Source organism: Halorientalis pallida, assembly GCF_004118325.1.
GTDB classification, from domain to species: domain Archaea; phylum Halobacteriota; class Halobacteria; order Halobacteriales; family Haloarculaceae; genus Halorientalis; species Halorientalis pallida.
In genome coordinates this window covers 325,431-346,547 of sequence record NZ_RDFA01000005.1, presented here as the reverse complement: position 1 = coordinate 346,547, position 21,117 = coordinate 325,431, and the positions used below count along the sequence as shown (strand labels likewise).

The 21,117-nt window shown below is 65.4% G+C and carries 17 protein-coding genes; 8 read left to right on the top strand and 9 right to left on the bottom strand.

Going from position 1 to position 21,117, the window contains the following annotated elements:
- Positions 1 to 36: 36 nt before the first annotated feature.
- The 4 genes from EAF64_RS15175 to EAF64_RS15160 all read right to left on the bottom strand — a co-directional run bounded on the left by EAF64_RS15175 (position 37) and on the right by EAF64_RS15160 (position 5,017).
- Positions 37 to 1,086 (bottom strand): BMP family ABC transporter substrate-binding protein, encoded by a 1,050-nt coding sequence (locus EAF64_RS15175; RefSeq protein WP_193767713.1) that lies wholly within the window; start codon positions 1,084 to 1,086, stop codon positions 37 to 39.
- Between the two features lie 258 nt (positions 1,087 to 1,344).
- Positions 1,345 to 2,316 carry an ABC transporter permease gene (locus tag EAF64_RS15170; protein ID WP_129069824.1) on the bottom strand — a complete coding sequence of 324 codons (972 nt, stop codon included), beginning with the start codon at positions 2,314 to 2,316 and terminating at the stop codon, positions 1,345 to 1,347.
- Entirely contained in the window at positions 2,313 to 3,395 is a 1,083-nt protein-coding gene (locus tag EAF64_RS15165; RefSeq protein WP_129069823.1) for an ABC transporter permease, read from the bottom strand. Before EAF64_RS15165 ends, EAF64_RS15170 begins: the two co-directional genes overlap by 4 nt.
- Complete coding sequence (locus EAF64_RS15160) at positions 3,392 to 5,017, bottom strand: ABC transporter ATP-binding protein (protein ID WP_129069822.1); 1,626 nt, start codon at positions 5,015 to 5,017, stop codon at positions 3,392 to 3,394. Before EAF64_RS15160 ends, EAF64_RS15165 begins: the two co-directional genes overlap by 4 nt.
- A gap of 250 nt (positions 5,018 to 5,267) precedes the next feature.
- On the opposite strand from EAF64_RS15160, the gene EAF64_RS15155 reads away from it, so the two are divergent.
- Genes EAF64_RS15155 through EAF64_RS15145 form a run of 3 tightly spaced genes read left to right on the top strand, consistent with a single transcriptional unit; the run spans position 5,268 to position 9,044 of the window.
- Positions 5,268 to 6,944, top strand: coding sequence for an ABC transporter ATP-binding protein (locus EAF64_RS15155; protein WP_227739014.1), 1,677 nt, complete (start codon positions 5,268 to 5,270; stop codon positions 6,942 to 6,944).
- A complete protein-coding gene (locus EAF64_RS15150; protein ID WP_129069821.1) occupies positions 6,944 to 8,053 on the top strand; it encodes an ABC transporter permease in 1,110 nt (369 codons plus the stop codon). Before EAF64_RS15155 ends, EAF64_RS15150 begins: the two co-directional genes overlap by 1 nt.
- Entirely contained in the window at positions 8,046 to 9,044 is a 999-nt protein-coding gene (locus EAF64_RS15145; RefSeq protein ID WP_129069820.1) for an ABC transporter permease, read from the top strand. Before EAF64_RS15150 ends, EAF64_RS15145 begins: the two co-directional genes overlap by 8 nt.
- A 24-nt stretch (positions 9,045 to 9,068) precedes the next feature.
- Here the strand turns inward: EAF64_RS15145 and EAF64_RS15140 are convergent, their stop codons facing one another.
- The gene (locus EAF64_RS15140; protein ID WP_193767712.1) at positions 9,069 to 10,367 is read right to left on the bottom strand and encodes an amidohydrolase family protein; all 1,299 of its coding nucleotides are present in this window, start codon (positions 10,365 to 10,367) and stop codon (positions 9,069 to 9,071) included.
- A gap of 399 nt (positions 10,368 to 10,766) precedes the next feature.
- Here EAF64_RS15140 and EAF64_RS15135 point away from each other — a divergent pair, with 399 nt between their 5' ends.
- From EAF64_RS15135 to EAF64_RS15125, 3 genes are read left to right on the top strand one after another with little or no spacing between them, the layout of a single operon-like run.
- Complete coding sequence (locus tag EAF64_RS15135) at positions 10,767 to 12,134, top strand: aromatic ring-hydroxylating oxygenase subunit alpha (protein ID WP_129069818.1); 1,368 nt, start codon at positions 10,767 to 10,769, stop codon at positions 12,132 to 12,134.
- A complete protein-coding gene (locus EAF64_RS15130; protein ID WP_129069817.1) occupies positions 12,131 to 12,661 on the top strand; it encodes an aromatic-ring-hydroxylating dioxygenase subunit beta in 531 nt (176 codons plus the stop codon). The genes EAF64_RS15135 and EAF64_RS15130 overlap by 4 nt, the downstream gene beginning before the upstream one ends.
- A 2-nt stretch (positions 12,662 to 12,663) precedes the next feature.
- Positions 12,664 to 13,155, top strand: a complete 492-nt coding sequence (locus tag EAF64_RS15125; protein ID WP_129069816.1) for a hypothetical protein — start codon at positions 12,664 to 12,666, stop codon at positions 13,153 to 13,155.
- A gap of 39 nt (positions 13,156 to 13,194) precedes the next feature.
- Here the strand turns inward: EAF64_RS15125 and EAF64_RS15120 are convergent, their stop codons facing one another.
- Positions 13,195 to 14,751, bottom strand: a complete 1,557-nt coding sequence (locus EAF64_RS15120) for a GMC family oxidoreductase (RefSeq protein ID WP_193767711.1) — start codon at positions 14,749 to 14,751, stop codon at positions 13,195 to 13,197.
- Positions 14,752 to 15,036: 285 nt separating this feature from the next.
- Here EAF64_RS15120 and EAF64_RS15115 point away from each other — a divergent pair, with 285 nt between their 5' ends.
- Positions 15,037 to 15,450: a cupin domain-containing protein gene (locus EAF64_RS15115; protein ID WP_129069814.1), complete on the top strand. Its 414-nt coding sequence runs from the start codon at positions 15,037 to 15,039 to the stop codon at positions 15,448 to 15,450.
- A gap of 112 nt (positions 15,451 to 15,562) precedes the next feature.
- Positions 15,563 to 17,005, top strand: coding sequence for an aldehyde dehydrogenase family protein (locus tag EAF64_RS15110; protein ID WP_129069813.1), 1,443 nt, complete (start codon positions 15,563 to 15,565; stop codon positions 17,003 to 17,005).
- Between the two features lie 102 nt (positions 17,006 to 17,107).
- Here EAF64_RS15110 and EAF64_RS15105 read toward each other — a convergent pair whose 3' ends face one another.
- From EAF64_RS15105 to rdfA, 3 genes are all read right to left on the bottom strand, one after another.
- Positions 17,108 to 18,163 (bottom strand): hypothetical protein, encoded by a 1,056-nt coding sequence (locus EAF64_RS15105; RefSeq protein ID WP_129069812.1) that lies wholly within the window; start codon positions 18,161 to 18,163, stop codon positions 17,108 to 17,110.
- A gap of 251 nt (positions 18,164 to 18,414) precedes the next feature.
- Positions 18,415 to 20,202, bottom strand: a complete 1,788-nt coding sequence (locus EAF64_RS15100) for an archaea-specific SMC-related protein (RefSeq protein ID WP_129069811.1) — start codon at positions 20,200 to 20,202, stop codon at positions 18,415 to 18,417.
- Positions 20,199 to 20,846 carry a rod-determining factor RdfA gene (gene rdfA / locus EAF64_RS15095; protein WP_129069810.1) on the bottom strand — a complete coding sequence of 216 codons (648 nt, stop codon included), beginning with the start codon at positions 20,844 to 20,846 and terminating at the stop codon, positions 20,199 to 20,201. Before rdfA ends, EAF64_RS15100 begins: the two co-directional genes overlap by 4 nt.
- Between the last annotated feature and the right edge of the window lie 271 nt (positions 20,847 to 21,117).

Sequence of the window (21,117 nt, the reverse complement as noted above, 5' to 3'; positions counted from 1 at the left end):
GCTTCCGTGTTCGTGTGTCTCACCACCGACGCGGCGTCACAGCTGTCTCCCCTCGACGTTGTCGAAGTCGACCGAGTCGACGCTGAACAGGAGTTCTTCGTCCGACCAGTCGACGAACGTGGAGCCCTCCCAGACGACGCTGTCGGGGTCGTCCGCGGTCATCTCCTCTTTGATCGAAGTCACCTCGCTCACGACGTCGTCGGGGACACCCGAACTGGGTTCGGTGATGTCCGCGGCCTCGTCGTCGATGCCCGGAAACACGAAGTCCGCGTCCCACTCCCCGTTCCGGACCTGCTCGATGATCGGGACGAAGACGTTCTCCCACTTGAACACCGGATCCATCAGGTGTTTGTCGCCACCGAAGTCCGACATGTCCGCGGCGTACCCCGACGTCCAGAGCCCGTTGTCGGCGGCGGTTCGCATCACGGCCGGCGAGTCCTGGTGCTGTGCCATCACGTCGACGCCCCTGTCGTCGATGAGGGCCTGCGCGATCTCACCTTCCTTCGGCGGGTCGAACCACGTGTTGGAAAAGCGTAGGTACACCGTCGCATCGGGGTTGGCGTCCTGCACGCCCGACGCGAAGCCGTTCACTTCCTGGTAGACGCTCGAAACCGGGTTCGCGGCGACGTACCCGATCCGGTCCGTCTCGGTGACCATCCCCGAAGCGTAGCCGACGAGGTACCTGGCGTGGTACAGTTTCGACATGAAGTTACTGAACGCCTCGCCCTTCTGGAACCCACCGGCCACGAGGAAGGCGTCGTCGGGTCGTCGTTCGGCGGCGGCCGACATCGCGTCGGTGAACGTCCCACTCGCCCCGAAGACGATGTCGAACCCGTTCTCGCTGTACTGGACGGCCGACTGCTCGACTCTGTTGGCCGGGACGCTCTCGGAGTAATCCGTCTCCAGATAATCGAGCTGCGCCGCGGCAGCCTTTCGTCCCTGGTCGTGGGAGTACGTCCACCCGAGGTCACCCACCTCGGAGAAGTACAACCACGCTGCATTCAACGAATCCGACTCACCGCCGCCACCGCCCCCGGCACAGCCAGCCAGCGCCGCGGCGCCCGCCGTCCCCAGAGACGCGAGCAACGTCCGCCTCGATTTCCGAACTGTCGTTTTCCTCCGAGTATTATTAGACACGCATCGACTTAAATCAGAAAAGAGATAAGGTTTTGGTAGCCAAATCGGGTTTGGCTGCAACAGACATAGTTGTTTTGCGGTCAGACACGACCGGTGGCGAGTCGGGGTCGCAGTCGCCACTGGCCTGTGGTACCGACCCGTGTCACGGCGTGTCGATCCGAGCCGTCGATCCGGATCGAGGTGACACGGCCGGAGGGCACCGATCTTTCAGTCGCGTTCCCGGCTGTAGGTTTCGACCAGCGAGTTGGGCGCACCGAGTTCTTCGAGCGTCCCACGTCGCATGATGTACCAGAGCGCCACGACTGTCGCCAGGTACGGATAGACCTGCATCACCTGTGGATCGAGCGCGACGTCGACGACGTCCGCTATCAGTCTGCTCCCGAACACCTCGCTGCCGAGGCCGACGTCGCCGGACCGGAACGACAGCGCGTCGACGGCGGCGAACAGGTACGCGCCGAGGAACACACTCCCGACACGCCACTGCCCGAAGATGACGAGCGCGACGGCGATCCAGCCTCGCCCGGCGATCATCTCCGAGGTCCAGAAGTTCGTGAAGGCGACGGAGAGCTGAGCGCCGGCGATGCCGGCCAGCGCTCCACCGATGAGGATGCACCCGTACCGAATCCGAAACACCGGGACCCCAGCGGTGTCCGCGGCCTCCGGGTCCTCGCCGACGGCGGTAATCTCCGCGCCGATGTTGGTCCGTGTGAGGAAGTACCAGACGATCGGGGTCAGGGCCAGCGCCAGGTAATCGAGCGCGGTGACGTTGAACATCGCCTGCCCGACGATCGGGAGCCGGGACAGACCGGGTACAGCGATCTCCTCGAATCCACTGACCGACTGCCCGACCCACGATCGGCCGAGCAACGTCGTCAGACCGATGCCCAGGATGGTGATCATGATGCCGCTCACCACCTGATCCGCGTTCAGCGAGACGGCGAGGACTGCGTGAACGAGCGCGAGGGACACACCGGCGAGCAGGCCGACGAGGACGCCGAGCCACATACTGTTCGTGACGACCGCGGCCGCGAACCCGGCGAGCGCACCGGCCAGCATCATCCCCTCGACGCCGAGATTGATGACCCCACTGCGTTCGGCGATCACTTCGCCGAGCGCGGCCAGCAGCAACGGGGTCGCGAGGCTGACCGTCGAGTCCGCGATGCCCGCGACGAAGCTCATGACACGCCCTCCCGGTCGGTGTTCCGACCGGTTCGGAGGTCGATGCGGTGGGTCTTGAAGAACTCGGCCGTCAGGATGAACAGGATGATCAATGCGACGATGACGTCCACGAGCGCCGTGGGTACGTCCATGAGGATGGCCAGCGAGGAGCCACCGGTCTGGAGCAGGCCGAAGAAGAGCGCGGCCGCCAGGACGCGCGTCACGCCGTTGCGCCCGAGCAGTGCCACCGCCACAGCGGTGAACCCGTACCCGGGTGAGAAGCCCTCGAAGAGACGACCGTACACGCCCGCGACCTCGACGATTCCCGCCACGCCGGCCAGGACCCCACCGAGTACGAACACGACCAGGTACGTTCTGTACTCACTGATGCCGGACTGTCTGGCCGCGCCCACGTTCGCACCGACGAACGAGATCCTGAACCCGAGCGACGTGTGGTTCATGAGCACGGCGATGCACGCGGCGACGACCACCAGCAGGACGACACCGACGTGGAGCCGTGGGCTGAATACCGTCGGGACGAGGGCGGCTTCCGGGAGGCTCTCGGTCGCGGCCGACCCGCCGCTGCCCTGCATCGGCCCCCGAACCAGATAGTGGGTGAGCGAGACCGCGGCCAGCGACAGCATCAGCGACGTGATGATCTCGTTGACGTCGTGCTTGGCTCGGAGGTAGCCAGGGATCGCCCCGTACAGTCCACCGACGATCCCGCTCGCGACGAACATCAGACCGAGGAGAACGGGTGCCGAGAAGTCGGCGTTCACGCCGACGAACGTGCCGGCGACGGCTCCGAAGAACAGTTGCCCTTCCGCACCGAGGTTCCAGAGCCCGGCACGGTACGGGATGTACACCGCCAGCCCGGTGAGAAACAGCGGGACGGCCGTGACGAGCGTGTTGACGATCCCGCTCGGGGAGAGCAGCGTCCCGACGAACAGCACCAGGTACGCCTCGACGGGATTCACGTTCAGAACGAGCAACGGGACCGCGGCGACGAGGAGTGCCAGGGCCCCGGTCAAGAGGGGCGCGGTGTACCGGAGCCACGACGGCGTCGATTCCCGATGCTCGACGGTCACCGAGACCGTCATCGGTCCTCGGCCCTCACGCCGGCCCCGGCGGTCGCCTGGGACTGTTCGCCGGGTGCACCCGTGGTCATAGCCATCCCGACTTCGGTCTTCGTGGTCGCCGCCGGAGTGGTCTCGAAGACGAACTCGCCCTCGTAGATGACCCGGATCCGGTCACTGAGGTCGAACAGTTCGTCCAGGTCCTCCGAGACGAGGACGACCCCGGTCCCGCTCGCACGCCGTTCGAGCACGAGGTTTCGGATGCTCTCGATGGCACCGACGTCGACGCCCCGTGTCGGCTGGTTCGCGACGAGCAGGTCGGGTTGCCGGTCGAGTTCCCGTCCGAGGATCAGTTTCTGGAGGTTCCCACCGGACAGATCGCCGGCCGGCGTCTCTTCGACGTCGCCGACGCCACGGATGTCGAAGCGGTCGACGACGTCCCTGGTGTATTCGGCCATGTTCGGGTAGTCGAGGAGGAAGCCGTATCGCCTGAAGCGGTCGGACTCGAACTCCTTCGCACAGGCGTTGTCCATCACGCTCAGGCCCGGCGCGGCGCCGTATTCGTGTCGATCCTGCGGGATGTAGGACACGCCCGCGTCCATGAACCCGCTCGGTGGCTCGCCGGTCAGATCTTCGCCGTCGATCCGGATCCGGCCGTCGAGCAGTGGCCTGAAACCGAACAGCGACTGCGAGAGTTCCCGCTGGCCGTTGCCGCTGACACCCGCGACGCCGACGATCTCGCCACGGTTGACGGTGAGATCGACCCCGGAGAGCGCCTCGATCCCGCGGTCGTCTTCGACCCGGAGGGTCTCCGCCTGCAGTACCGGGTCGCCGACGTCGACCGGCGCTTTCTCGAGGTCGAGCAACACCTCCTTGCCGACCATCAGTTCGGCCAGTTCGGACTGGGTCACGCCGTCGGTCGCGACCGTCTCCACGCTGGCCCCGTCACGGAGCACCGTCACTCGATCGGCGAGTTCCTCGACCTCCCAGAGTTTGTGCGTGATGAAGATGACGGTGAGGCCCTCCTCGACGAGCGACTGGATGGTCTCGAACATCTGTTCCGCCTCGTTCGGCGTCAACACGGCCGTCGGCTCGTCGAGGATGAGGAGGTCGACGTCCCGGTACAGCGCTTTCAGAATCTCGACACGCTGTTGCTCACCGATGTCGAGTTCCCACACCTTCCGGTCGGGGTCGATGTCGAGACCGTACTCGTCGGTCAGTTCGACGACCCGCTCCCTTGGAGCGCTGCGATGCCGTGTGAGCATCCCCACCAGTCGGTCGAGGACGCCGATTCCGGTCGGTTCGTACCCCGGCGGTAGCTCCCGCTCGCCGAGGACGATGTTCTCCAGGACGGACATGCTCGGGACGAGCATGAAGTGCTGGTGGACCATCCCGATGCCCGCATCGACCGCGTCCTTCGGGGAGGCGAACTGCCGTGCCTCCCCCTCGAATACGACCGTACCGTCCGTGGGGGTGTACAGTCCGTACAGAATATTCATCAGCGTACTCTTCCCGGCACCGTTCTCGCCGAGTATTCCGTGAATCTCACCGCGACGAACGGACAGATTCACCTGGTCGTTGGCGACGACGTCCCCGAACCGCTTGGTTACGTCCTTGGCCTCCAGTATATTCTCATGATTGCCCATGCTTCCGCCCATATGGTACACGAGTGTGTATCTACAGCCGACTACTACTTTTCGATCTTTCACAATAGTGTGGGGATGTAGGCATCTCGGTAAACAGGAGATCGGCCGCAAGCCGGAGACGGCCACCCCGACCAGGTTTGTAGTGCTTTCCGGCACAGCACGCTACAAACGCAGACATATTGGCCGCAAAGGTTCTGCCAACAGAAGAAATTATATGTGGATGTCGTATATTCAGCCACCAGTGACCGTCATGACCGACGACCTTCTTCGGATGGAGTCGATAGTAAAAACGTTTCCGGGGGTCATCGCCAACGACCACGTCGATCTCACCGTTCGCAGGGGCGAGATCCACGGCCTGCTCGGCGAGAACGGTGCCGGCAAGAGTACACTCATGAAGGTTCTCTATGGGATGTACGCGCCGGACGAGGGGACGATTCGATTCGACGGGGAACCGCTGCGCCTCGACAGGCCACAGGACGCCATCGACGCGGGTATCGGGATGGTCCACCAGCACTTCAAGCTGATCCCGCGGTTGAGCGTCACGGAGAACATCGTCCTCGGGAGCCGCGAGCCGGCGGCTCCGTTCCGCCAGGAGAACCTGGGGGATGGCCTGCTGGCGACCCTCCGGTCCTCCGACCCCGTGCAGGCGGTCGCGTCACGGTTCTCGCTCGGCCTCGACCGACCGCAACGACGGATCAGTGACCTGGCCGACCAGTACGGGTTCGACGTCGACGTGTCCGCGCCCGTCAGGGAACTCGACGTGGGGCAGCGCCAGCGCGTCGAGATTCTGAAAGCGCTGTACCGGGACGTCGATCTGCTGATTCTGGACGAGCCGACGGCCGTACTGACGCCGGTCGAGGCAGAGCGGCTGTTCGAGACGCTGGAGCGACTCGTCGACGACGGGCTCTCGGTCATTCTCATCACGCACAAACTCAAAGAGGTCAAATCGGTCACCGACCGGGTGACGGTGCTCCGGGAAGGGGAGGACATCGGCACCGTCGAGACGGCGACCGTCGACCGATCGGAACTCGCGCGGATGATGGTGGGACGCGACGTGCTCTTCGAGATCGACAAACCGGACACGACCGTGGGCGAACCGGTGCTGGAGGCGACCGGTGTCAGCGCCATCGACGACCGCGGCGTCGACAAACTGTCGAGTGTGGACGTCCGCGTCGACGCGGGGGAGATCGTCGGGATCGCGGGCGTCAGCGGCAACGGGCAGAAACAGCTCGCCGAGACAGTCGCCGGTGTCCGGGATCCGACGGCCGGGACGATCGAGATCAGCGGTCAGGGGCTGGCCGACGCGTCACCCGAGGAGTTCGTCGCGCAGGGTGTCTCGTTCGTCCCCGAGGACCGACACGAACACGGCTGTGCCGGTGACCTGTCGGTGATGCACAACGCCGTGATGAAGGACTTCCGGGACGAGCAGTTCGGCGATTCCGTCCTGTTCGACTACGGCAGTGTGGGCGATTTCGCTTCGGAACTCGTCGACGACTTCGACGTTCGTGGTGTCAGCGACGTGACCACAAACTGTGCGAAAGATCTCTCGGGAGGGAACCTCCAGAAACTCATCCTCGCCCGGGAGCTGGCGCGGGACCCGGACCTGCTCGTCGCGAACCAGCCCACCCGCGGGATCGACGTCGGCGCGATCGAGTTCGTCAGAGAGCGCCTGCTCGAACAGCGGAATCGCGGCACCGGGGTCCTCCTGTTCTCGGAGGACCTCGACGAGTTGTTCGATCTCAGCGATCGGCTGCTGGTGATCTACGAAGGCGAGATCGTGCTGCGAACGACGCCCGAGGAGACCACCAGAGAACAGGTGAGCGTCGAGATGAACGGCGGTGGCGAGGCACAGGTGTCCGTGGCGGACGCGGACCCGGCGGACACGGCGACGCGACGCGCGGCCGACGGTGGCCGGAGTGACCAGTGATGCTGGTCGACATCGAAATCGACGCGCGGGAGCAAACGCCCTCCTGGATCGCCTACGGGACGCCACTGTTCGCGATCGCGGCGGCACTGGCCGTCAGTGTCGTCGCGCTGGTCGCGATCGGCGTGAACCCGATCGCGGCGTACGTCGAGATGTTCCTGCGTCCCTTCGGAACGGTCGCGACCATCTCGAACGTCCTCGTGCGTGCGACGCCGCTCATACTCGTCGGGCTGGGTGTCTACCTGCCGATGAAAGCGGGCCTGTGGAACATCGGTGCGGAAGGGCAACTGCTCGCGGGGGCGATCGTCGGCACGTGGATCGCCATCAACGTCACCCTGCCGCAGTTGCTCGTGATCCCCGTGATACTGTTCGGGTCGGCCATCGCGGGCGGACTGTGGGCGTTCATTCCCGCCTGGCTCCGCGCGAAGTGGGGGATCAGCGAGATCATCACCACCCTCCTGTTCACGTTCATCGCCGCGGACATCCAGCTGTACCTCGTCCGGGGCCCGATGCAGGGCGGCTCCGGCGGGTTCCCCCAGACGGAGTTGCTCCCGGAGGCCGCCGAGTTCCCGGCGATCCCGGGCACGAGAGCTCACGTCGGCCTCCTCGTCGCACTGCTGATCGTCGTGCTGGTCTACGTGGCGATGAACCGAACTCGGTTCGGGTTCCGGGTCAACTTCGTCGGGTCGAACGCGGACGCCGCCGAACAGGCCGGGATGAGCCGGTACAGGGTGTACCTGCTCACGCTCGTCGCCGGCGGGGCGCTCGCAGGGCTGGCGGGGATCAGCGAGATCGCGGGCAACCAGAGCCGACTGCACGCGTCGTTCGCACCGGGCTACGGGTACACCGCGGTCCCGATCGCGTTGCTGGGTCGCAACGGCGTCTTCCGGATGTTGCTGGCGGCGCTGTTTTTCGCCCTCCTGTTCGTCGGCGGCAACAGAGTCACGGTCGCCATGGAAGTCCCGTCGGCGATCATCGACATCGTCCAGGCGCTCGTCATCCTGTTTCTGATCACGGCGGAGTTCTTCCAGCGGTACCGTCTCAGCGTCTCCATCGGCCGCAGAGACGACGGCCGATCGATCCGCGGAACCGAGGTGACCACTGATGACTGACGCCTCGTTCCTCATCGGACTCGCCGACGCGACGGTGAGTGCGAGTACCGTCCTCATCCTCGCGGGCCTCGGAGAACTCATCAGCGAACGGGCGGGCATCCTCAACCTCGGCGTCGAGGGGATGATCCTCGTGGGCGCTCTCTCGGGCGTCGTCGCGACCGTGATGACTGGCAGCTACTGGATCGGATTCGCCGTCGGCTCGATCTGTGGCCTCCTGACAGCGACCATCCACGCGTTCCTCTGTATCTCACTGAAAGCCGACCAGGCGATCAGCGGGATCATGCTGACCCTGCTCGGGACCGGAGTCACGACCTACTTCGGCCAGCAGTGGGCCAGCGCCCAGTTCACCGGGTTCCCGGACCGGACCCTGCCGGTGATCGGCGGCCTGCTCGTGGAGATTCCGCTCCTCGGGCCGACGGTGTTCGAGGGGCCGGCCACCGACTTCGTCGCGCTCGGCCTCGTCGTCGCGGTCTGGTGGTTGCTGACGCGGACGAACCTCGGCCTGGAGATGATCTCCGTGGGCGAAGATCCGGAGACGGCCGACACCATGGGCATCGACGTCTTTCGGATGCGGTATCTCGCAGTGTTGATCGGTGGTCTCCTCGCCGGAGCCGCCGGTGCGCATCTCTCCCTGGCGTTCAACGGGATCTGGACGAACAACATCGCCGCTGGACAGGGCTGGATCGCCGTCGCACTGGTCATCTTCGCGCGCTGGCGTCCGGGGCGACTCCTGTTCGGGGCGTACCTGTTCGGCCTGTTCAACTCGCTTCGGCTCCGGTCACAGAGCCTCGACCTCGCGCTCGGTCCGGAGTCGCCGCTGGCTGGACTGCTCAACCCGGTGATCGAATTCCTGCTCAACCCCGCGATCATGTCGATGTACCCCTACATCGTCACGCTCGTCGTCCTCGTCGCGACGATCGTCCTGCGCCGGGACGACGACAGCGCACAACCGGCGGCTCTCGTCCAGGCGTACAGTCGCGAGGCGGACTAGTCGACGGGCCGAGAACGCAGGCCTTCAGGCCCACTCCTCGTTGTCGCGACGCTCGACTAGCGCTTTCGCCTTCTCGTCGTAGTTCTCGATGATGGCGTCCTGATCGCCGGAGCGGAAGTCACCGTCGTCGACGACCCGATCGCCGGCCACGAACACCGTCTCCACGTCCGACGGCATCGCGGCGTGGACGAGGTTCGGGACGACGTTCTCGGCGCCGAAGTGCGGGCTCAGGTGTGGCTGCTGGAAATCCAGCAGGACGAGATCCGCCTGTTTGCCCGCCTCGATGGAGCCGATCTCGTCGTCGAGACCGAGTGCGCGTGCCCCGCCCATCGTCGCCATCCGGAGCGCTTGCTCGCCGGGGATCGCCCGCGCGTCGAGCCGGTGGACCTTCTGTAAGAGCGCCGCGTTCTTCATCTCCTGGATCACGTCGAGTCGATTGTTCTCCTTGATCCCGTCTGTCCCGAGGCCGACGGGGACCCCGTGATTCAGCAGTTTCGGGACCGGCGCGACGCCGGAGGCGAGTTTCTCGTTGCTGGTCGGACAGTGTGCGACGCTCGTGTCGGTCTCCGCCAACACCTCGATCTCCCGGTTCGTGAGCCACACACAGTGGGCCACGACGGTCTTGGGACTGAGGATACCCCAGTCCTCGAAGACCTCGATCGGGCGCATACCGTATTTGTCGGTCAACTCCTGGGCCTTCTTCGGCGACTCCTCGCCGTGAGTGTGGATGCCGACGCCGTACTCCGCCGCCAGGTCCGCGACGCGCCGATACGCCGCCTCGGTACAGTACTCGATGTGTTCCAGGCCGAACCAGACCTTCACCCGGCCGTCGGCGGTGTCGTGGTGCCGTTCGACGAGGTCGACGTTGTCCTGGACGGAGGGGAAGTACTCGAACCCGTCCCGGTCCGCGACGTACGGCGAGAGGACCGCTCTGAGGCCGTAGTCGTCGACCACCTCGGCGGCCTCCTCCATGTACCGGTACATGTCCAGCGTGCACGTGATGCCCGCTTTCGCCATCTCCGCGTAACACAGCTCGTAGGCTGCCCGGGCGTCCTCCCTGCGGAGCGCGCGGTGTGTCGGGTCGACGTGTTCGACGAGCCACTCCCAGACGGGGAGGTCCTCGGCGAGCCCGCGAATGAAACCGGAGTGGACGTGGAGGTTGATCAGCCCCGGGATCACGACTCTCCCGCTGGCGTCGACGGTCTCGTCCGCGTCGTATTTCGATTCGAGTTCCGCCGTCGGCCCCACGTCCCGTATCTCGTCGTCCGCGACCAGGACGGCGCCGTCCTCGTAGATCGTATTCTCGTCGTCGACAGTTACCACTGTGCCGCCTGCTACGAGTACTTCTGTCATCGTCTGTCTGGACGTGGCTTCCTGCCGGCCAACAATAAACGTACCTTTGCGGAAACTGAGAGAATACACAAATTCGTCGAATTTGGGCGTTCGGAGCCGCACGAGCGTGCTCCCACGGGCGGGTATCTCCCGGACGACCGTACACCGCTGTGTCGGGCCGCGTGTCGCCACGCCACAAGCGGCACACTGGTCCGCCCACGACTCATCCTCCCGAGTCGACGTGCCTCCCACGGTCGGGTTGCCACAGTGAGTGCGTCCGGGCCAGTTCTGTTATTCAACCTATTGCCGGAAACGGACCTGGTTTGTTTGCTCTATTGGTCGAATTTGCGACGAGAAGTAATAAGTATCCTGTAAAATTTTTACACCGTGATGGCAACTGAGCGTTCGGACCCCGATCGGACGGACCGGCTCGTCGAGCGGACGGAGTCGGGTCTCGACAGCGGGCGGTTCCCCATGGAGATCATCAACGACGAGGAAGTGTATCAGGCGGAACTCCGGCGCGTGTTCGCTCGCGCCTGGGTGTACCTCGGTCACACCTCCGAATTCGAAGAGCCCGGTGATTACGCCCGCCGGTACATCGGCGAGGACCCTTTCATCGTCACCCGGGACGAGAACGGGGAGATGCACGCGTTCCTCGACAGCTGTATGCACCGGGGCGCACAGTTCTGTACCGCGGAGACGGGGAACACCTCCCACTTCAGATGTCCGTACCACGGCTGGACCTACAAGAACGACGGCACGCTTCAGGGGATGCCTCACATGAACGAGGCCTATCAGGAACTCGACGAGGAGGAGATCGAGTTACAGGAGGCCAACCTGGCGACGTATCACGGCCTCATCTTCGGTCGCATCGCCGACGAGGGGCCGTCGCTGACGGAGTATCTCGGTGATTTCACCTGGTACCTGGACGTGCTGTTCAACGCGACAGAGGGCGGGCTGACGGTCGTGGGCGAACCCCACCGGTGGGAAGCCGACTACGACTGGAAGACAGCGGCGGACAACTTCTCCGGGGACTCCTACCACGTCCTCACGACCCACCAGGCCTCCCTGGAGACGAAAGAACTGGAGTTGGGGCCGTGGGAGGAACTCGACGACTACCTCGAGGCGGCGTACCTCAGCTGTACCGACTCTCACTGTGCCGCTTACTACCTGTCCGAGGACCCGGACACGCACATGGGCTACCCCGACGGGATCGAGGAGAGCATGCACGAGGATCTGACCCCGGAACAGCGGGAACTGTTCGCCCGGTCGGTGTTTCACTTCGGGACGATCTTTCCGAACACGTCCTACATCCACGGGATCCAGTCGGGTGGATGGGGCGGCCCGTGGGTCTGCCTCCGGAAGTGGCAGCCCCGCGGCTGTGGCAAGACGGAGACGATCAGCTGGTGGCTCGTCCCCGAGGAGTTCGCCGACGACGAGTCGTTCCTCGACGACTCCCACAGCGGCTGGAACAGCCTCAGCCCCGCCGGGGCGTTCGAGTCGGACGACCTCACGGTGTGGGAAGGCATCTCCGAGAGCAGCGGCGCCCTGACCCACGAGTTGCGCGAAACCGAGGGGAACATGCAACAGGGGATGGGCGGCATGACGGATCTGACGGAGACGGTCGACGATCCGGTGTACGGGCCCGCAGAGACGACCTGGCAGGGCGGCTACTTCGACGAACGAAACTCGCGGATGTTCTACCAGGCGTGGTGTGAGATGATGTCCGGCGCCGCGAACCCGGAGGGCGAGCGATGAGTACCCAGCGCTCGCGACCGGCGGTGGATCCCGAGACCCGCCAGCGCGTCGAGGCGTTCATCTACAGGGAGACCGACCTGCTGGACACGTTCGCGCTGGAAGAGTGGCTGGACCTCCTGACGGACGATTTCACCCTCTCGGTGCCGGTCCGGGCCTCACGAGACCCCGGGTCCGAACAGGACGAGTTCAGTTCGCGCTCGTACTACCTGCGGGAAGGGACCGAGCGGATCCGCGAGCGTGTCGGTCGGCTCCAGAAGGAGTACGCCTGGTCGGAGAATCCACGGTCCCGGGTTCGACACGTCGTCGGCAACGTCCGGGTCCTCGACGCCGAGGACGACGAACTGACCGTCTCGAACAACCAGCACGTGTTCAGGAGTTACGGTGACAAGCCCGACCACGACCTGCTGTCCGCACAGCGACACACCGTCCTCAGGGAGAGCGCCGACGGCTTCCGGATCGCCGACCGGACGGTGTATCTCGACCACACCGTGTTGAACACGAAGAACATCACGCTCCCGCTTCTCTGATCATGTCGCGACAGTACAGCAGTGTCCACCGGCCGGCGGACGCCAATCTGACGCTCACCGACGAGCACGGAACGATACGGGTCCAGAAGCTGGTCTCACAGGGCGAGCGGCTGGAAATCTCCGACGAACACGACGAGATCAAACTCGACTCGCTGTTGCTCGAGGGGCTCTCTTGGCAGCGCGAACGGGGTGTCCTCGCGGACGTGATCGGCGACCTGGACGAGCCCGATCCGGTCCCGCTCACGGGCGGCGATCCCGACGACTCGGTCGACGAGGTATCGATCTCGAACGAGTACTCCCACACGACGGTCCGGAAGATCCACACGGCGGCCGGCGAGGCGATCCAGATCGAGACGCCGGCGCGGGGGACGAGCATCAACCTCGGCGTGCGCAGTCTCCGTGCGCTGACCACCGTCTCCGACACCTACGTGTTCTCCGAGTGGTTTCGGACGCCCTTCGGCCCCGAGGACGATCCGGTCGAAGGACCGCTCTGACGAGGGCGACCGCATCCGAACTCCAGAACCTCCCCGACTCTAGGCGGAGAGGAACTCGACGGCCCGTTCCGCGATCGCGACCGTCGCGAGGTTGGTGTGGGCACGCACCGTCGTCGGCATGATCGACGCGTCGACGACGAACAGGTCCTCGACGCCGGCGACCTGACACTGTGGCGTCACGACGGCCGCTTCATCGTCGAGCGCACCCATCCGACAGGTGCCGACCGGGTGGTAGTACTGGGCGACGTTGCGTTTGATCCGAGCGTCGAGCGCGGCGTCGTCAGAGACGTCGATCGGTTCGGTGCCCCCGTCGTGGGTTTCCAGGACCGGTGGGCCGGCCCTGATCGACCGCATCGGCTCCGTGTCCAGCAGTTCGACGGCGTGTCTGACGCCTTCGCGGAGCCGGACGAGGTCGCGGCGATCCGAGAGCATCCCCACGTCGACTGTTGGGTCGTCCCGCGGGTTGGCCGAGGTGACCTCGACCCGCCCCTGCGAGTGGGTGTCGAACATCCCGATCACCAGACCACCGCGTTCGGCTCCCTTTCGGTTCGTCTCGGTGAAGTTCCGTGCGAGCGCGTGGAGTTCCCGCGGTCGGGAGTAAGGCAGGTCGGCCTCCCAGAAGAGGATCGTCGACGCGAAGAACCCCGACGGGTCGTCGACGCGAGCGTCCGGTTCCAGTGGGAACGACAGCGCCAGTAGCGGGTGATCGATCACCCGACCCAGTCCGGGCTGAACCGAGCGCAGGGGGGCGTCGACCGCCTCCACCTGCGCCCGCGGCCCGATCCCCGACCGGACCAGGATCGTCGGGGTGTAGATCGCGCCGGCCGAGAGGACGACGGTGTCGGCCTCGTAGGACTGTCGGGTCCCGTCGACGAGGGCCTCGACGCCGGTCGCGACACGTCCGTCGAACTGGACGGTGTCGACCAGGGCACCCGTCCGGACGGTCAGGGTGTCGCGCTCGCGGATCGGGTCGAGATACGCCTGCTTGGTCGACACCCGGGCCCCGGCTTCGACGTTCCGCGGCGTCGCGCCCAGCCCCGTCGTGTCGGGTGCGTTCAGGTCGAAATCGGGCGCGACGGGGTGGCCAAGTTCCACCGCCGCGTCTCGGAACGCGTGATCGACGGGGCCCCACTCGTCGCGCTCCGGTCGCGGTCGCCACACTGGCGTGGGCCCGTCCCGTCCGTGGTGGGCCCGATCGCCGAGTTCGTCGGCCTCGCACTGTCGCAGGCGGTCGGCCATCTCCTCGGCCGACCAGCCGGCACAGCCCGCCTCCACCCAGCGGTCGAAATCGGCGAGCGGCGGCCGGAGCCACAGCTGCCCGTTGACCGCCGACCCACCGCCGAGCCCCTTTCCGACGTAGTACCGTTCGGGCGGCTTCGCGCTACTCAGGGTGGCCTCTAGCTCCGGCCACACCATGCGGTCGGCCGCCAGCAGGTCCATGAAGTTCCCGGTCAGTACCGTCTCGTCGACGGTGTCGGCTCGCCAGTCCTGCCCGGCTTCCAGCAGTAACACGTCCTCGCCGTCGGCCGAGAGCCGGTTCGCCAGCACGCACCCCGCCGACCCGCCGCCGACGACGACGTACTCGTACCCACTCATGCACACCACTTCGGCATCCCGTTCGACTGCGGCGGCGACGGGACCGACGCGCTCGGCCGGCAGCCGCGACGCTTCGCCCAGCAGGTGAAACGTGTCTCCATATCCCCGCTGGGACGGGCCGCGACTAAACAGTACGGGGGGCACGGGGCGTGTGCGGCGTGAACGAACGTCGACACCGACCACGACGCTCGTGGACCCGTTCCAACACCTGTGTCGGATGTGCCAAACGCGGCTCCGACACAGTGGCACCCGAACGCATAACAGCCGGCCCGAGAACCCTGGGGCATGGACCCGTTGCGACTCGATTCGCTCGCACTCGAAGCGGTCGAACAGGAGGGCATCGACGGTGCCCGGTGGCTGGGGACGTTCCCGTTCACCGCGGACAGACCAGGGGAGACGGTGGCGGAGGCGACGGACTACACCGTCGTCTACAACGAACTCGAACCGGGAACGATGATCGGGACACACCGGGACGGCGTCGACGAACTCGTGTACGTCATCGACGGCACTATCGAAACGACCGTCGACGACGAGACGACGACGGCTGCGACCGGAGACCTGGCCGTCGTCCCGGCCGACGTCCCGCACTCGGTCCGGAACACGGGAACCGAGACGGCCCGCCTGCTGGGCTTTTTCCCGAGTGGCGACGTGGAATCGACGTTCGAGACGGAGCCAGTGCCGTGTGACGACCCGGACTGAGTCCCCGTGCCCCACGTCGCCGTGTCTTTCTCCCACGGCCGGATCCAATTCGAAGTGTGTGGTCCCTTTCCCCCGATACCACTATGAAACCGACAGGCGAACCGAACACCGAATGACGAACATGGAGTTCGGTACCGTCGGGAGCTGGATCGACGGTGCGGAGCGAACGACCGGAGCGACGTTCGAGATCCTGAACCCCGCCACCGAAGCGGCCATCGGCGAGGTGGCAGTGGCCACACCGGACGACGTCGAGGCGGCCATCGCCGCGGCCGACGCGGCGGCCGACGCCTGGGCCGATTTCGACCCGGTCGAGCGCAGCCAGCTGCTCGGTCGATTCGCCGACCGGATTCGGGAGACCGTCTCCCGACTTGCACGGACAGAGACCCTCGAGATGGGGCGGTCGCTGGGTGCCTCGGAGGCACAGGCGGGAAAGACAGCCCAGTACTTCGACTACTACGGGGGCATCGCCGACAAGATCGAGGGTGAGACGATCCCGATCCACGGCGATGGCGACGTGCTGGACTACACCATACGGGAACCTTACGGCGTAACGGCACACGTCGTGCCCTGGAACGCCGCGCTGGTCTTGACCGCACGCAGTGTCGCGCCGGCGCTGGCCGCCGGGAACACGGTCGTCGCGAAAGCGCCCGAGCGAGCGCCGCTGTCGATGCTCACGCTCGCGGAGATCGCCACGGAGGCGGGGATCCCGGACGGCGTGTTCAACGTCGTGACCGGTGGTGAAGCGAGAACCGGCCGACAGCTCACCGACGACGACCGTGTCGCACACATCGAGTTCACGGGATCGACGGAGACCGGCAGGGAGGTGATGAAGACGGCGGCGGATCATATCACGCCGGTCCACCTGGAACTGGGCGGGAAGAGCCCGAACGTCGTCTTCCCGGACGCCGATCTGACACGGGCGGCCGCGGACTCGGCGAAGGCCTTCTGGAACACCGGGCAGACCTGCTTCGCACCAACGCGGATCTTCGTCCACGAAGACGTCTCCGAACCGTTCACGGACATGCTCGTCGAGGCCGTCGAGGAGATGGACGTCGGGCCGGGAATCGACGGGAACACGATCGGACCACTCATCGACGCGGCCGCGCTCGACCGCGTCGAGTCGTTCGTCGAATCGGCGCTGGCCGACGGCGCGACGTTGCTGACCGGTGGCGCTCGTCTCGATCGCGATGGGTACTTCTACGAACCGACGGTGCTGGCGAACGTGGCCGACGATGCACCGGTCTCCTGTACCGAAATCTTCGGGCCGGTCGTCACCGTCTCCGAGTTCGGTTCGGAGTCGGAGGCTGTCAGCCGCGCGAACGACACCGAGTACGGTCTGTACGGGCTCGTGTGGACGACCGACGTGAGCCGCGCCCACCGGATGGCGCGGAAACTGGAAGCCGGGACCGTCCTGATCAACGAGTACCTGTTTGCCTCCCAGCAGGCACCGTCGGGCGGCTACAAGAAGAGCGGGATCGGCCGCGCCAAAGGCCAACAGGCCCTGGAAAACTACACACAGACGAAAAACGTCGTCGTCTCGATCACCGACGAGTGACGGTGTTGGGTACCGGTCTCTGGATGTGAACGTGTCGCCCCCGTTCGAGATCCGGCGTCGTCACTACTCGTCCGCGACCGTGTCGGTCCGTCGTGCACGGGATCAGGCTCGCTCGGGGTCGATGCGGCGCACGACCTCCTCCGGGGTGACCTCGATCTGATCGGTCGCCAGCGGGTGTGAGACGAACTGTATGAGATCGAGTCGCTGTAACAACTGGTGGGCGTTGTTCCGGCTCATGTCGAGGTGTTGTTTCGCCTCGTGAACCGTGCGCGACCGGTTGATCGCCGTCGTGAGTTTCCCGACGGTCAGGTCCGACGAGATACCCAATCCATCGGTGACGACGGTGTTCTCGTGTTCCTCCTCGCTCGTCTTCGAGAGGAATTCCGCGACCGGACGGTCCGCGAGTGGCGAGTCCAGCACCGGCTTCGCCGCCCGCGACGACGCGTGCCCACCGTGATCCGACGACTCTGACGAGTTCGCTGGGGCGTCACCAGCCCGATTGGTCGTCTCGTCCGCCGCTGAACGTTCGTCCTCCTTCCGAGGCGCTTCCGCCGTGCCCGAGTCACCCGAACCCGTAGCGGTGGTTCCGGCCACGGCGCCGGGTTCCGCCTCCTCGACAGCCCCGCCCGTCTCGGTGCCGTGGCCCTCGCCGAGGATGCCGTCCTGTCCCGCTCGCGGGGTGCTGTCGTCAGGGTCGTGGATCCCGTACTTGATCGCGTGTCTGCGGACGGTTTCGGACGTCACGTCGACACCCAGTGCCGTCGTCATCTCCGGGAACGTGTCACACTCCGCGTACGCAGTCGCCAGCGCGTCGGGATCCTTGTACGCCGGCGTCCTGTCGGATTGGGTCGCCGAGTTCGGCTGGTCGACCAGCCCCGCCAGGCTGGTTGCCGGGTCGTCGTCGGTCACTGCGACCGTCACCGTGAGATCGACCGACACGCGCTGGTCCTGTACGTCGGCATTCTCGGCCTCGACCGTGATGCCGTCTCCGAGCGACGATGCGGCGAAGAGTGGAACCGCTACCGTGAGTTTCGCGGTCAATTCACCACCGGGACCGAGTTCTGACTCCTGGACTGTCGCCGCGCGGACGTCGGCGTTCGCCGCCTCGAGCCGCGCGACCACAGCCGACAGTTCTTCGAAGGCGTTACTAACAGCCATGTGCAGTACCTGCGGCCAGTGATACTATTATATCCTGTCTTCGGCCATATTTTCCTCAACTTCTTCTACAACTCTGCGAATTACGATGTGAATGTGGAACTAGCTCGGAGTAGAATAATACGAACGTCCACTCAGCTACGCTGGCTGGGGTGGTGACGACGTTCGCCACGGGCGACTCGGCGTGGCGGGACGGGGCACAGCGGTGACGTCGGGGGTGACGAATACACAATCTCTCGGGTCTCGACGGTCGTTCAGTCGACTGAGACGCGGCCGTCGTTCGCGACGGTCCACTCGGCCGGATCGATCTCGCGGCCGTCGAACCCATCGTACTCGGGGTACACGGTGAACACGAGGTACTCCGCGCGGTCCTGCAGGTACCTGACGAGCGTGTGGAGGTTCGCGTCGTCGAGGCCGCCGACGCCGTCGACGAGCAACAGTGGCACCGACTCGTCCACGTCGAACGATTCCCGTCCCGCGAGGGCGGCCACGAACCCGATCAACTCGAGTTCACCCTCACTCAGGGCGTCGAGGCTCGCCTCGCGCCCGTCGCGTGCGACGACGATCTCGAAATCGGCCGTGAGCCGTGCCGTCTCGAAGCCGGTGTCGAACCGCGAGATGATCTCCCCCATCGTCTCGTCGAACGCCTCGCGGGCTTCGCGTCGGATCCGATCCTTCCGGTTCCGGAGTGTCTCGATCTCCGAAGTCAGGTCCTCGCGCTCGGCCCGCAACGTGTCGAGCCTGTCGGCCCGGGTCTGGAGCTGTTCCAGTTCCGCCTGCGAATCGTCGAGTTCGGCTTCGCGGAACTTGATCTCGCTCTCGACGTCGGACAGTTCCTCCATCGTCTCGTCGATATCTTCCGAGAGATCCTCGACACGCGTGGTCGCTTCCCGCAGTCGTTCCTGGGCCGCCTCGAGGCTCTCCTCCCGGTCCGCGAGCGTGTCTTCGAGGTCGACGATTTCGGTTTCGAGGTCCGTCCGCCGGCGTCGCCGCTGTTGGATTTCCTCGCGCCTGTTCTCGAGGTCTTCCACTTCCGACTGGAGCGATTCGGTCGTCGCTCTACGTTCCGTGAGTTCGTCCCCTAGCGCGTCCAGTTGTGACTCGACGTCGCTGCGGGTCGTCTCCTGTCCACAGATCCAGCAGGTGAGTTCGTCGGCCACGAGATCACGCTGGACTTCCGTGACGAGGTCGACCCGATTCTCGTCGAGGACCAGCTCTGTCGCCGAGTACAGCGACTGGAGGATCTCCAGATCGCGTTCGTGTTCGGAGAGTCGATCTCGCGCCGCTACCAGACGCTCCTCGACGTCGTCCTCGGGCACCTCCAGTTCGGCCAGTTCCTCGCGACGTTCCTCGAGTCGCTGTTCCGTTCGCTCGATGCTCGCCTCCAGCCGCTCGACCCGCTGTTCGGCTTCGTTGCGTTCGGTCTGTGCCCGACTGAGCGCACGCTGGGCCGACCCGTCGTCGTCTCCGTCCTCGTCGGCGGACGCTATCTTCTCGCGTTTCCCCTGCAACTCCTCGATCTCCGCTTCGAGGTTCTGGACCTTCCGCTGGACCGACGGGAGCCGCTTGCTGGCCTCTTCGGCCTGGGAGAGTTCGGCGTCGACCTGCTCGCGCTCGCGTTTCAGATCGGCGATTCGCTCGTCGATGTCCTGGAAGTCGAGCGGGCGCATGAGTACGTCCTCCAGGTTCTCGCCGCGTCGGACCGTTCGTCGGATCTCGTTTCGTTCGTCCAGGCAGGCGAACAGCTCCGCCCGGATGACGTCGTACTCGTCGTCGAGGTACGGCGTCCCCTGCCGGACGACGCTCCCGTTCTCCCGAACCAGGTCGACGGTGACCGTACCATCTGGAGTCCGTAACTCGACGCGCCCGCTGTCGGCGCCCTCCGTCAGTTCCGTCGACGTGCCCAATCCCGCCTTGAGGGCCTCGATGAAGCTCGATTTGCCCTGCCAGTTCGAGCCCCGAACGGCGTTGACGCCGGGGTCGATCGTCGCACTGCCCGCGAGGATGCCTGCGATCCGTTCGACGTCGACCGTCCAGGTCATCGTGCGTCCCGTGAGAGCGATCGTGCGTGGTGCGTTTCACAGACGTACCCGCGCTCGAGCGCGACGTCGAACGGAACCCGGGTCGGACAGGAGTCACAGCCCAGTTGCACCTGTACCTCGATGTCCGCAGTGCCACCGCCGGCGAGCCGTTCCTTCTGGGCGAGTGCGGAGAGCGCCGATTCGACCTTGGATTCGGTCACTCCCATCGCCTTCCGAACGCTCTCTACCTCCCAGTCGGTGGTGGCCGTCTGTGGCTCTTTTTGCCCGTCGAGACAGTCCTGCAGGTGCGTTCGCATGGTGCCCCACGAGACGAGGGCTCCCCGGAGTTCGTCGGCGTCGATCCCATCGGCGCGCAGACTCTCCGCCAGTTCGGCGGTGACCAGTTCGTCGTCACCCTCGAGGACCTCGTAGTCGCGGTCCACGGTCGCACCGAGCGTGTCACGGCCGTAGTCGTCGTAGACTGTCTTCAGCAGCCGTTTGTTGAACCACTCGGTGAGCGATCGGTAGCCGACCGCCGAGCGCTCGCCGGCACCCGTCCAGCGAGACAGAAGCCCCTCGTCGATAGAGTCGAAGACTGGATCGGCCGACGTGAGTCCGTAAGTCTCGATCACCCGATCGACCTTGCAACCAGCGTCCGTAGTCATCGTCTCGTCCAATCCGCCGCCCGCTAATATAGTTTGTTACGATCCGTGTACGGTCCGTCCCCGACCCGTCGCTCCTGTGGTGCTGTCCGGGAGTGTTTTTAACGGACTTAGGGTGTATATTCACGGTCCGTGTGCCCATCCGGGCAGGGGTGACTGCCGGGTCGTGGGCACTCCGCCGTGGCGCTCTTTGCCCCTGTGTCCCGATCGTGGACCAGTCGACGAATCGCTGGCACGACGTTGCCACAGGATCCACGGATGTGTCCGCATTGTG